The organism is Kitasatospora griseola, assembly GCF_044999035.1.
In the GTDB taxonomy this organism is placed as follows: Bacteria; Actinomycetota; Actinomycetes; order Streptomycetales; family Streptomycetaceae; genus Kitasatospora; species Kitasatospora griseola.
In genome coordinates, this window is record NZ_CP173360.1 from 2476764 (window position 1) to 2489705 (window position 12942).

Sequence of the window (12942 nt, forward strand, 5' to 3'; positions counted from 1 at the left end):
GGTTCAGCTCCCGTCCGGGCGGACCACCAGGGCGGCGGTGCGCAGCAGGATCTTGGCGTCCTGCCACAGCGTCCAGCCCTCGATGTAGCGGTTGTCGAAGCGGGCCCGGTCCTCGATGGAGGTGTCCCCGCGCAGGCCGTTGACCTGGGCCAGGCCGGTGAGCCCGACCGGGACGCGGTGCCGGTCGGCGTACTCGGGGTAGGCCTGGCCGAACCGCAGGACGAAGTAGGGGCGTTCGGGGCGCGGGCCGACCAGGCTCATGTCGCCGCGGAGCACGTTCCACAGCTGCGGGAGCTCGTCCAGCGAGGCCTTGCGCAGGAACTTGCCGACGACGCCCATCCGGTGGTCCTGCGCGATGTTCCAGCGGGTGGCCGACTCGCGCTCGTTGCTGGGGCGCAGGGTGCGGAACTTGAGGAGGGTGAACACCCGGCCGTCGAGCCCCGTGCGCTGCTGGCGGAACAGCACGCCCGGGCCGGTCTCCCAGCGCACCGCGAGGGCGCAGGCGGCCAGCACCGGGGAGAGCAGCAGCAGGCCGAGGCCGGCCGCCGCGATGTCGAAGCCGCGCTTGACGACCCAGCCGTGCCGGCGCATCGCGGGGGCGCCGAGCCGCAGGCAGGGGAAGCCCCACAGGTGGTCGCCGGCGCCCTGCACGGAGTCGAACTCGCGCAGGCCGGGCAGCAGCCAGACCTGGCAGCCGAGCCGGGCGGCCTGCCGCAGCGCGGCCAGCGTGTCCGCGTCGTCGGCGGAGCCGCCGGTGGCCAGCACGTGGTGGACGCGGTAGCGGCGCAGCACCCGGCCGAGCACCTCGCGGCCGCCGAGCACCGGCAGCGGGCTGCCGGGGGGCAGCAGCAGCGGGTCGGCGTCGAGGTAGCCGACCGGCCGCAGGCCGTACTCGGGGCGGGCGGCGAGCACCTCGGCGATCCGCTGGCCGAGTTCGCCGGCACCGAGGATCAGCACCGGGCTGGGGCGGCGGCGGCGGGCCCGGCGGGTGCGGTGGTGGACGTAGGCGCGGCCGAGGGCGGCGAGCGGGAGCATCAGCAGCAGCAGGGCGAGCAGCCGCAGCGGGCCGGTCGCGCCGTGGTCGTTCCAGTGGCCGGTCAGGCAGGCGTCGGCAGTGACGGCGAAGGCGGTGGCGACGGCGGCGCGGGCGGCCAGGGCGGGGAACTCGTCGAGGACGGAGAGGCTGAGCCGGCTGCGGTAGAGGCCGCCGGCCAGGTTGAGCGGGAGCAGGGCGGGCAGCAGCAGGAGCGCGGTGACGGTGGGCCGGGCGGTGGCCGGGGCGGTGGCGGCGGCCGCCAGCGCGACGGCCAGGGTGTCGGCGCCGGCGAGCGCGAGCGGCAGGGCGACCCGAGAGTGCAGCCGGCCGCGGTGGCGGCCGACCGCGGTCGAGGTCCGGGGTGGCAGCGCCCGCGTGCTCGGCCGGTCGAGCAGTCCCGCGCCGTGGCGGTTGCCGTGGCGGCCGGAGGCCTCCAGCACGGAGGCCGGTCGCGACACACTCTCGTGGTCAATGCTCATCAGCGCACGAACTCCCCTGCTGTGAAGCCGTTCCAGGCAAGCACCTGCGGCCGAGAAGCACGGTCGACCAATTCCCTGGAGAAAAATGGGACGAAGCAGGCAGAATCAGACATTACCGAACGCCTTTACCAGAACAGGCAGCTGACATGCCATTTCATTCCACCCGCCTAATAATCCGACCCTCAGGAGAGAAGGTCGCCCCGATCCGGGCGGCCGTTCACGGCCTGACAAACGATCAGAACCGCTGCGGGACACGGGATGTGCGGCCCACCGGGACTACCCGGCTCCGAACAATAGTCCGGTAAATTGCCGCCACCTGCGAGATTACTTGCCGGATATCGTGATGATCTGCCACGTGCGCCCGGGCCAGAACACCGCGCCGTTCGCATTCGATCCGATCCGAGAGGAATTCGACCAGCCGTTCGCCCATCGCACGGGGATTCTCCGGCGGCACCACCGAACGGCCCCGCTCGCCGGGCGGCAGGCACTCCCGCGCCCCCGCCACATCGGTCAGCAGCACCGGCCGCCCGCAGGCCATCGCCTCCAGCGGCGCCAACGCCATTCCCTCCCAGCGCGAGGGCAGCACCGCCAGGTCGGCGGCCGCCAGCCACAGCCGCGGATCCGCCACGTCGCCCTCCAGTCGCACCCCGGACGGCACGGGCAGCGCCCGCACCCGGCGGGCCAGCGCCTCCGCGTCCGGGCCGCCGCCGACCAGCACCAGCCGGGCCGCCGGCAGCCGCCGCTGCACCTGCTCCCAGGCGTCCAGCAGCACGTCCTGGCCCTTCTGCCGGCACAGCCGGCCGACGCACACCGCCAGCGGGGCGGACTGCTCCAGGCCCAGGGCCATCCGGGCGGACCGCCGGGACGCCGGGTCGGCGGGCGTGAAGTGCGCCAGGTCCACGCCGTTGGGCACCACCCGCCAGTCCGCGACCAGCCCGGCCGCCACGCCGTCCGCCCGCTCCTGCTCGCTGACGCACAGCAGGGTGCGGGACCACCGGGTGGCGTACTGCTCCCAGCGCAGACCGACCGTGGCGAGGACGCCCTCGACGGCGGCGAACGACCAGGCGTGCGGCTGGAACACGGTGGGCACGGCGCCGCGGGCGGCCAGCCGGCCGGCCAGCCCGGCCTTCGCGCTGTGCAGGTGCAGCACGTCCGGGCGGGCGGAGCGGAGGATCCGACGCAGCCGCCAGGCCTCGCCGACGGCGCCCGGTCCGGGTGGGCGTTCGGCGGGCCAGTCCAGCACCCGGGCACCGACGGCGGCGGCCTCGTGGGCGAGCCGACCGCCGGGCGGGCAGGCCACCAGGACCCGGCAGCCGGCCGCGCGCTGACCGCGCACCAGGTCGACCACCACCCGGGCCACGCCGCCGTCGACCGGTTGGGAGACATGAAGGATCGTCATCTGCACGGCCCGGAGCCTAAGTTGGCGGCCGCGGGCGGCCGGGGTCGCTTCACCCTTCCCGGGGACGCAGAACACCCGCACGGCTGATCAGCCGTACGGGTGTCCGAATCTCCGGGCGGTTCAGCCGAGTTCGGCCGCCAGGTTGGCCAGCACCTGGTCGTGGATCCGGTTCAGGCCCTTGGGGGCGAAGGTGCGCTCGAAGAAGCCGCCGATGCCGGTCGCGCCGGTCCAGGTCGCCTCCACGGTGACCTTGCTGCCGCTCTGGCCGTTGGCCGCGACCGTCCAGGTGATCACCATCGAGGAGTTGGCGTCGGTCTCCACCAGGGTGTCCGGGCTCGGCGCGGTCACCGTGAACAGGCAGTCCCGGACCCGCTTCTCGGTGGCCTGGAGCTTCCAGTGAACCTGGGTGCCCGCGCCGGTGCCGCCGGCCCGCACCTCGTACTCGCTGTACTGCGCGGGCAGCAGCTTCGGCCGGGTCACCGTGTAGTCGGCCAGCGCCTCGTACACCCGGGCCGGGTCGGCCCCGTACGTCCGCTCGGTGGTGGCGTGCACCTTGCCCATCTGTTCACTTCTCCTCGGTCCGGTCATCTGCGCATCTGCACTCGACGTCGCGGCCAAGCCAACCATCGCCGTCGGCCCCCGCCAAACCGGGAAACGGGCGGGTCTCCGGCCAGGCGTTAGGGTGGGCGGATGCTCGATGAGGTGACGGCGCTGCGGTACGTCGATCCGCTGCGCGCGGGCGGCTCGGTGCCCGGGGTGGTGGAGACCGACGACCTGGGCACGTACGTGGTGAAGTTCACCGGTGCGGCGCAGGGCGTCAAGGCGCTGGTGGCCGAGGTGATCGTCGGCGAGCTGGCCCGGCGGCTCGGGCTGCGGGTGCCGCCGCTGGTGCTGGTGGACTTCGACCCGGCCGTGGCGGCGGACGAGCCCGACCAGGAGATCCAGGACCTGCTGAAGGCCAGCGCGGGCCGCAACCTGGGCATGGACCTGCTGCCGGGCGCCCGGGACTTCAAGCCCGGGATGATCGAGGTCTCCCCCGCCGAGGCCGGCCGGGTGGTCTGGCTGGACGCACTGACCGGCAACGTCGACCGCAGCGTGCACAACCCGAACCTGATGGTCTGGCACGGCAGGCTCTGGCTGATCGACAACGGCGCCGGGCTGATCTTCCACCACCGCTGGTCCTCGGCGCACGCCTCGGTGCACAAGCGCTACGACCTCAGCGGCCACGCACTGGGCGGCTACGGCCCCGACCTGGCCGCCGCGGACGCCGAGCTGGCGCCCCTGGTGACGCCCGAACTGCTCGCCGAGGTCGCCGCGTTGGTGCCGGACGCCTGGCTGGCCGACGAGCCGGGCTTCGACTCCCCGGCCGCCGTCCGGGCCGCGTACGTGCAGCACCTGGCCGCCCGGGTCACGAACTCCGCGGCCTGGCTGCCGGAGGGGTTCGCCACCCCAGAGCAGATCCGGGCCGCCGAGGAGCGGGCCGCGGCGGCCCGCACGGCGGCCCGTCCGGCCTGGTTGAAGCAGGTGCCGAACCGGGCCGGCCTGGCCTCCGTGGAGTCCGACTGGTCCCGGCACGTCGGCAGCGAGGACTGACCTGCGGTCGGCAGCGCGACACCGCCGGGCACCGACAGCCAGAACCCGCCGACGCCCGGCCGATCGAGCACGCGACAACGACCAATGGCCGCTGCCACGTTGAACCGATCCCGGAACACCGACGAAACCTGACCCACGACCGACTGCACCACAATCCACACCACCGGCCCGCGGGCCCACCGAACTGACCTACGGCCGACTGCACGACACTGCCGGGCACCGACAGCCCGGAACCGCCGACGCCCGGCCGATCGAGCACGTGACAACGACCAATGGCCGCTGCGATGTTCAGCCGATCCCGGAACACCGACGAAACCTGACCCGCGACCGGCTGCACCACGATCCACACCACCGGCCCGCGGGCCCACCGAACTGACCTACGGCCGACTGCACGACACCGCCGGGCACCGACAGCCAGAACCCGCCGACGCCCGGCCGATCGAGCACGCGACAACGACCAATGGCCGCTGCCACGTTGAACCGATCCCGGAACACCGACGAAACCTGACCCGCGACCGGCTGCACCACAATCCACACCACCGGCCCGCGGCCCGCCGAGCAGCAGCGGTGAGCTTGACGGCCCGCCACCGGCCAGGCAGCGGCGAAACCGTCGGCCCACCAACAGCCGCAACACGTCCGACGACCGCCCGGCCGACCAAGCCGTCCCAACTCCGCCGAACACCCACAGCCTTGGCGACGATGAGGCCAACGGCCCGCCACCGGCCAGGCAGCGGCGAAACCGTCGGCCCACCAACAGCCGCAACACGTCCGACGACCGCCGGGCCGATCAGGTCGGGTCAGTTCCGCCAGGCGTCCGCGGCCTTGGCGGCGTTGACCACGCCCGCCCCGTAGAAGCCGTTGTTGGCCAGGGTGCCCTCGCAGGTGGCCTGGTAGGCGCCGGTGCCGCCGGGGTTGAACACGCCGGTCGGGCAGGCGTGCGGGTCGGCCTGCTTCACCAGCAGGCTGCGCAGCTGCTCGGCGTTGGCCCCCGGGTGGGTGGAGGCGAGCAGCGCGAGGACGCCGGCCACGTGCGGGGAGGCCATCGAAGTGCCTGACATGTAGCCGTACTTGTTGCCGGGGAGGGTGGAGAGCACTCCGCCACGGCGGTCGGGGGTGTCGGGCGCCTGGAAGGCGGTGGCGTCGCCGCCGGGGGCGGAGACCGCGACCTTGTTCAGGCCGTAGCTGGAGAAGTAGGACTTGTCGCCCTTGGCGCCGATCGCCGAGACCGCGATCACGCCCGGCAGCTCGGCGGGCAGGTCGAGGCAGCTGGCGTCGATCGGCCGGCCGCCGGGGGTGGTGTCGTCGGGGCTGCTGACGTCGACGGTCTTGTGCGCCAGGTCGATGTTCTCGTTGCCCGCGGCGGCGACGTTCAGCACCCCGCCCCGGCGGGAGTAGTCGACGGCCCGGCGGACGGCCTCGCTGACCGCGCCCTGGTCGGGGTCGCCCGCGCAGTTGAACATCCACGGGTCAACGTAGTAGCTGTTGTTGGTGAGGGTGAAGTGGTGCTCGGCGGCCCAGACGAAGCCGCAGATCGCGTACTCGGGGTAGATGAATCCGCCGTTGTCGACCACCTTCACGGCGGCCACCCGGACGCCGGGGGCGATGCCCTCGATGCCCTTGCCGTTCTTGGCGGCGGCGATGGTGCCGGCCACGTGGGTGCCGTGGCTGCTGCTGGTGGGCTGCCAGGACTGCCAGCTGGTGTCGGGGCGGCCGCTGAGGCAGGACGCGGAGAGCGCCGGGTCGACGGCGGCGGCCAGGTCCTCGTGGGTGGCGTCGATGCCGGAGTCGAGCACGCCGACCACCACGTCGCGGTTGCCGAGGGCGGACTTGTGCGCCTGGTCGACGCCGATCTGCCGCATGTCCCACTGGTTGGCCCAGAGCGGCTCGTTGCCGTCGGCGGCGGCGGCGGGCACCGCGGTCTCCTCGACGGTGGACTCGACGTCGGCGGCCTGGATCCCGGCGGTGCGGCTGGCGCCGACCGAGTCGATGGTCTTCGACTGGCGGAGCCGGGCGGCGAAGCCGGGGTCACCCGAGCGGGCGATCACCACGCCTATCTGCTCGTAGGAGGCGACCACGCTGCCGCCGGCCGCCTCGATCTCGCGCTCGGCCTTCTTGGTCTGCCCGTGGTTGGCCTTGGTGTTCACCACGTAGTTCATCGGCTGCCCGGTGGCGGCCGGGGTGGCCGCCACGGCCGCGCCTGCCGCGGGTCCGGCGAGGGCGCCGGCCGTGACCAGTGCGAGACCTGCGGCGAGGAGTGCGGAGCGGCGGATCCGGGGAACGCTCATAGGGGTTGACCCTCCCGACTGTCGGCGGACGCGATCGAGGGTGATCGAAGGCGCGCGAATGGCCGGGAGACTATTCATCCCATATGACAAAAATCAAGAGGTAGTAAAACAATCGGCCTAGAGCGGACGAGTGCCCGGTCCGCTGTCGGTCGGACCGGGCACTCGGGCTGCGGGGCGGTGCCGCCGGCGGTCGGTCAGCCGCCGAACAGCTCACCGTAGGCGGCCATCGCCGTGGCGATGTCGGCCTGCGCCCAGAACCGGTGGTACGTGAAGGTCGGCGCCGCACCGCCGTTCAGGTAGCTCTGCACCTTCGCGAACGACGGATCGTTCCGGTACCAGGACCGGATCGACAGGAAGGTCGAACTCCCGTTGATCGCATCGCCGTTGGGCATGGTGCCGGTCCAACCGCCGGGCACCGACACCGAGTCCTTGAACCGGCTGTAGTCGGTGCGGGTCTCCGGCACCGAGATGCCCAGCGCGTCCTGGTTGTTGGCCCACATGCCGTCCAGCAGCTTCTGCGCGGCGGTCTTCGCCGCCGCGTTGCCGGACTTGGCCGCGTAGTAGGACAGCAGCTTGGCGTACGAGCCGGCCACCCCGACGTCGTTGGTGAAGTCGACGACGCTCACGTGCAGACCGGTGTTGGCGCCCGGCGAGGTGGCGTTCCAGCTGTCCGGCTTGCCGCTCCAGGCCAGCGTGGACGGGATCCTGAAGCTGCCGTCGGCGTTGAAGGTGGTCTGGGACAGCGCCCAGGTCACCCACTTGTCCAGGATGGCCTTGGCCCTGGTGTCACCGCTCGACCAGTAGTACTCGGCCATCCGCTCCAGGCCCCAGGCCTGGAAGCCGAACCACTGGTTGGACGGCGGGTCGTGGTAGACCGGCGCCTCGTCGTAGAACATCCCGTAGAAGGTCGGGGTGCCGGCCGGCGGGGTGTCGTAGCTGCCGTTCCAACTGTTGGTGGCACCGCCCGCGATGGCGCCCTCGCTGGACTGCAGCCACTGGGTGAACTCGACCTGGCGGGCCATCGAGGTGGTCCAGTCGGTCTTGCCGGTGCTCGACATCGGCGCCATCGCCGGGTCGTTGACCAGCGCGTACGCGGCCATCGGGTTCTGGTAGCCGCCGTGCGCCGCGCTGTCGCCGATCCGCCAGGCCCAGCCGGCCGAGGTGTCGGTGGCGCCGCCCCAGGCGTAGTACCAGGACAGCAGGTAGTGCTCGGAGCTCTTGCCGCTGCCGGCCGCGCAGGCGGTCGGGCCGACGCAGTTGCCGATCTTCTTGAAGTACTTGTCGAAGAACGAGTACCGCAGGTAGTCGCCCATCTTGCCGGCCTTGGCCACCGTGGTCGCCACCTGTGCGGCGTTGCCCTGCGCCTTGGCCCAGGTGTCCGCCCAGTACGCGGCCTGGATGGCACGGGCGTCGGCGTCCGGCGCGTCGGTGTACTTCCACTGCTTGGCGTAGGAGCTGTCCTTGATGAACAGGTCCAGGTAGCCGTTCTTGCCGCCGTAGGCGAACTTGTCGCAGGTCGGCTGCGGGATCGTCTCCCACACCGACTCCTGCGCGCCGCGCTGGTAGGTGTTGATGAACGACGGTCCGGTGTCGGTCGGCCCGGCCTCGCACTTGCCGGGCGCGTTGCCGTAGCCGTACACGTTGTCGACGTCCTGCAGCCAGTGCATGCCGTAGACGTCGTCGGTGCCGTACGCGCTCTTCAGCTCCGCGGCGATCGGGTCGTTGCCCGGGGTGACGGCGGAGTCCATCGCCGACGGGTAGTCGCTCGGCAGCGGGTGCTCGGGCGCGTAGGTGGCCGGCTTGGACGCGTTGTACGCCGAGTTGGTGGGCTGGTCGGCGTGACCCGGGATCATGTACGTCTCCATGAGCGTCCACGCCGAGTTGAACTTCGACCAGTCCTTGGTCACCCGCCCGTACTGGGCCTCCAGCCACAGCAGGTACGAGTACGCCTCCGAGGTGGTCTCGTGCCCCTGGTCGGGGGCCTCCACCAGCAGGGTCTCCACCGAGTGGTACGGGATGCCCTCCGGCGAGAAGTACCCGTTCGCCGGGTCCTTGATCTTGTTGTACAGCTGCAGGAACCGGTCGTTGTACACCCCGGACGCGGCGGCCAGTTCGGTCACCGTCACCGCCGAGGAGGTGTAGCCGGTGGCGGCCGAGGTGAACGTCGCCGCACCGGTGGAGGAGGCGTCGGCGGTGAGTGTGACGGTCTGCGCGGTGGACCAGTTGCTCGGCGTGAAGGTCAGCGTCCCACCGGAACTGACGGACAGTCCGGTGTTGCCCGACGTCCGGGTGGTGGTGACGGTGACGTTCGCGCTCGGCTGGCTGCTCAGCTTCACCGTGAAGCTGCCGGTCTTCCCCTGGTTGACCGACAGCGTCACCGGAGTGGCGGTGACGGCCGGCCCGGCCGCGACCGTGATGCCCGCCGGGGTCGACTCGCTGCTCGCCCCGAGACTGTCGTACGCCTTCGCGTACACCGAGTGGCTGCCGCTCGCCGCGCCCGTCCAACTGAAGCTGTACGGGGCGGTGGTGGCGGTTCCGAGCAGCGTGGTGTTGTCGTAGAACTCGACCTTCGCGATGCTCGCGCCGTCCGCCGCGCCCGCCGTCGCGGAGAGCGGGATCACCGCGCCCGCCTGGTAGGTGGCGCCCGGGGCCGGGCTGGTCAGCGTGGTGGTCGGGGCCGCGTGGGCCCCCGTGCAGCTGGTCCCGTTGACCGCGAACGCGGTGGGGGCCGCGTTGCTGCCGCTGTACGAGAAGTTGGCGCCCGCACTGACCGAACCACCGGCCGGGATCGTCCCGTTCCAGTCGGCGTTCACCACCGTGACGTTCTTCCCGGACTGGCTCCAGGTGCCGCTCCAACCCGCCCCGGAGAGCGTCTGGTTGCCGGCGTACGAGTAGGTGAGCGTCCAGCCGTTGAGCGCGGCGGCGCCCTTGTTGTTGATCGCCAGATTCGCGGTGAACCCGCTGCCCCAGTCGTTGACGGTGTAGTCCACCGAACACTGGACGGCGGCGGCCGACGCGGGCACCGCCACGGCGGTGGACAGGCCGGCCGTGAGCAGCAGCAGGGCGGCGCTCAGCGCCGTGGCCCGGTTGCGGGGTGGAGACATGACGGCTCCTCGGGTGGGGGTAGGTGGTGGGAGCGCTCCCAAATATCGGGAGGGGTGCGGGCAGTGTCAAGGGAGTGCGCAGCCGGGAGAGGTATCAACCCCCTTGCAGCAAAGCAAAATTGGGCGTCAGCGGTGGGAGCGCACCCGATCTGCCGCTCCCCGCTGCCACCGCCGCCATGAAACTTACGCCCGCCCGGCCGGCGCCCGCGCCACCCGCCCGCGCAGCCGATTGTCGTTCCACGCCGAGTGCCGGACCCCGGCCAGCTGCGTCAGCGTGTCCGGCGGGGTGTGCGGGTTGGCGGCGAGCGCCTGGTCGATGAAGGGCAGGCCGGTGCCCGCGAGCGCGCGCAGCGCGGCCGGGTCGCTCGCGGCGCGGGCGGCAGCCAGGTGATCGGCGGGCGTGGGCACGGGTTCGGACTCCTCGGGGCGGTCGGGCCCGCATGGTCTCAGCCCCGACCGACCGGCCACCACGGCATTTCGCGCGCGGCGGCGCTCCCGGCTACGGGCGGGCGGCGACCTGGATCAGGGCGTGGCGGCCGTCGGTGCGCCAGGGGGTGGCGGTGTTGTCGAGGCGGGTGACGGTGGCGGGGGTGAGGCCCACGACCACCTCCGACTTCAGGGTGCGCAGGGCCGCGACGGGGGACGGGAAGTGGCGGACGGTGTCGCCGAACGGCGTGGTCGGCGGCCAGAGTTGATCGCCGACCAGGCGGCGGTAGTTGAGGTCGCCCTTGAGGATCGTCATCGTCGCGGCGGCGAGCTCGGCGCGGAGGTCGGCCGGCATGGCGTGGAACGGCAGCGGCGCGCAGAAGAACGGGTGGGTGCGGACGACCAGTGCGCCGTCGTTCATGGCGCGCCACAGCCGGCCGCCGATCGCCTCGGCGGCCGGCGTGGGCGCGGTGCGCAGGCGGTCGAGGGCGGCGAGGACGTCGGCCGTCGTCGCGTCGGACACGTAGTACGGCTGCGGCTTCACGTACAGCACGACCTGCGCCGCGAGGCCGCCGGCCAGCAGGTGGTCGATCAGGACCAGGTCCGGCAGCAGCTCCCGGCCTGCGTTGTCCGCGATGACGCAGACCTGCCCGCCGCGGACCCGTTCCAGCTCGGTCCAGAGCGTCGCACTGTCGTCGGCGACCAGGTCGGCGGCGGCCGTCCCGGTGGCGTCGGCGGTGATCCCGAAGCTGAGGTCCGCGCGGTTGCCCCACAGCGCGGACGACAGCAGCGCCGCCGCCCGGCGGGTCTCCGGCAGGCCGTCGAGCCTGCTCAGCGCGGCCAGTTCGTCGTCCACCGCCGACCCGGCCAACTCGGCGTCCTTGAACGGCGCGAACGGGTCGATGCCCTGCCACGCGCCGGGCCGGAAGTACCCGATGGCCTCCAGCAGCCGCCGGTAGAAGTAGCTCTCCGCCCACAGGAACGGCGCCTCGCCCCAGGGCCGCCCCCACCGGCCCGCTCCCCACTCCCGCCACTGCGCGACGTCCGCGGCCTCCTCCTGCAGCGGTTCCAGCACGCCGCCGGTGCTCTCCTCCAGCAGCCGCTCGACCGCCGCCCGCTCGGCGGGGCCGTACGGCAGCGCGTCGAGGACCTGCTGTACGAGCTTGGGGTGACGCTCGTGGAAGACGCCCCAGGAGAAGGACCCGGGGACGTCGCTGCGGATCACGGGGGCGTTCGACACGGTGGGGCTCGTCTCTTTCGTCGACAGCGGGCGCCGGGCCTGTCCGACAGTACTGCCGACCGGGGCTCAGCCCTGGTGCGCCACAGGTTGACCGGTGACGGCGTCGACGAACTCCACGGTGCCGGACGCCCGGGTCTCGCCGGGCTTGACGAGCTCGACCGCCCAGCAGGGCCGCCACTGCCCGTCGATCTGCTTGGCCACCAGCGACGCGGTGTCCGCGCGGGAGCCGATCAGGGTGGCGACGGCCCGCTGCTCGGCCGCCTCGGCGGTGACGGTGGGGTGCGGGAGCCGGGGATCGGCGTCCCGGCGGGCGGACGACGCCGTGACCCGGCCGGAGGCGGCGACGGTGATGTCGAGCCGCATGGGCATCAGGACGTTGTCGCTGTTGTGGCGGCGGTAGCTGAGCAGGTAGGCGCCGTCGGCCGGGGTGAGGGTGGGGCTCGCGGTCGGCGTCAGGTCGGCGAACCAGGTGGCCGCGAAATCGGCGCCGGCCTTGAGGATCCGGTCCTGGGTGACGGGCTCCGCCTCGGCCTGGCGGGCGGTCGAGGTGCTGACGAGCAGGCGTCCGCTCGGCCACTCGGCCTGGACCCTGCCGCGATCGGTGACGACGGCGAGGACCGGCTGGGGCGACACCTTGGGATCGGTGGCCAGACCGACGGACGTGACCCAGGTGCCCGGGCCGAACAGCTGCGTGGCGATCCGCTCCGCCGTCTCGTACTGCTCGTGCGCGGAGGGGTCCGAGACGAAGCCCGCCGGATCGTTGTGCAGCGGCACGTACAGCCAGACGACGACCGCGACGGCCGCGAAACCGGTGCCGGCCGTGCCGAGGGAGTGCAGGGCGTCCCGCCGCCCGGACAACGGCCTGTGGCGGCGCAGCCAGAGCCAGAGGACCGCGGCGACCGTGCCGACGAGCGCGCCGAGGACGTTGTCGACCAGGTCCGCGGCGTCGCACGAGCGTCCGGCCCCCAGCAGGGTCTGGCAGGTCTCGGTCACGGCGGAGAGCACCCCGCACCCCGCGAGGACGGTCAGCGGCCGGCGCAGGGTCAGCACGCCGAAGAACGCGACCGGCACGTACATGGCGAGGTTCATCAGCCCCTGCTGGGTGACGGCGGTGTCCCACACCCCGGAGCCGATCGAACAGGTCGCCGATCCCCAGCTCCCGCCGGTGGTCGGCGTCAGCGTCGCCGCGGTCTCCCCGGCCAGGGACAGGCCGAGGAGCACCGCCGCGACCGGCGGCCACTGCCGGCGCCGGGCGAGCCGTAAGGCCGTGAACCCGAGGATCAGACCCAGCACGGCGAAGGCGGGGAACAGGGCGGGGGCTGCGGAGAGGGAGGCTTCGACCATCGGTCTTCCAGGAGGTGACGGGGTGGCAGCAGGGGT

9 protein-coding genes are annotated in these 12942 nt (G+C 72.6%); 1 reads left to right on the forward strand and 8 read right to left on the reverse strand.

Translation table 11 applies throughout. From position 1 onward, the window contains the following. Window positions 1–3: 3 nt before the first annotated feature. The 3 genes from ACI1MP_RS11305 to ACI1MP_RS11315 form a co-directional block, all read right to left on the reverse strand. Window positions 4–1515: a sugar transferase gene (locus ACI1MP_RS11305; RefSeq protein ID WP_404868580.1), complete on the reverse strand. Its 1512-nt coding sequence runs from the start codon at window positions 1513–1515 to the stop codon at window positions 4–6. A gap of 235 nt (window positions 1516–1750) precedes the next feature. Then, window positions 1751–2914 carry a glycosyltransferase gene (locus ACI1MP_RS11310; protein WP_404870796.1) on the reverse strand — a complete coding sequence of 388 codons (1164 nt, stop codon included), beginning with the start codon at window positions 2912–2914 and terminating at the stop codon, window positions 1751–1753. 120 nt (window positions 2915–3034) lie between these two features. Then, entirely contained in the window at window positions 3035–3475 is a 441-nt protein-coding gene (locus ACI1MP_RS11315) for an SRPBCC family protein (protein WP_363480862.1), read from the reverse strand. 129 nt (window positions 3476–3604) lie between these two features. On the opposite strand from ACI1MP_RS11315, the gene ACI1MP_RS11320 reads away from it, so the two are divergent. Further along, entirely contained in the window at window positions 3605–4507 is a 903-nt protein-coding gene (locus tag ACI1MP_RS11320; protein WP_404868581.1) for a HipA family kinase, read from the forward strand. A 797-nt stretch (window positions 4508–5304) separates the two neighbouring features. Here the strand turns inward: ACI1MP_RS11320 and ACI1MP_RS11325 are convergent. The 5 genes from ACI1MP_RS11325 to ACI1MP_RS11345 all read right to left on the reverse strand — a co-directional run bounded on the left by ACI1MP_RS11325 (window position 5305) and on the right by ACI1MP_RS11345 (window position 12906). Next, window positions 5305–6792 carry a S8 family serine peptidase gene (locus ACI1MP_RS11325; RefSeq protein WP_380342438.1) on the reverse strand — a complete coding sequence of 496 codons (1488 nt, stop codon included), beginning with the start codon at window positions 6790–6792 and terminating at the stop codon, window positions 5305–5307. A gap of 194 nt (window positions 6793–6986) precedes the next feature. Further along, on the reverse strand, window positions 6987–9896 hold the full coding sequence (locus tag ACI1MP_RS11330) for a glycoside hydrolase family 48 protein (protein WP_380342436.1): 2910 nt from the start codon (window positions 9894–9896) through the stop codon (window positions 6987–6989). Between the two features lie 183 nt (window positions 9897–10079). Further along, window positions 10080–10304, reverse strand: a complete 225-nt coding sequence (locus tag ACI1MP_RS11335) for a hypothetical protein (protein WP_380342434.1) — start codon at window positions 10302–10304, stop codon at window positions 10080–10082. 91 nt (window positions 10305–10395) lie between these two features. Next, window positions 10396–11562: a damage-control phosphatase ARMT1 family protein gene (locus ACI1MP_RS11340; RefSeq protein ID WP_404868582.1), complete on the reverse strand. Its 1167-nt coding sequence runs from the start codon at window positions 11560–11562 to the stop codon at window positions 10396–10398. A gap of 66 nt (window positions 11563–11628) precedes the next feature. Next, window positions 11629–12906 carry a VanZ family protein gene (locus ACI1MP_RS11345; protein ID WP_404868583.1) on the reverse strand — a complete coding sequence of 426 codons (1278 nt, stop codon included), beginning with the start codon at window positions 12904–12906 and terminating at the stop codon, window positions 11629–11631. Window positions 12907–12942: the final 36 nt, after the last annotated feature.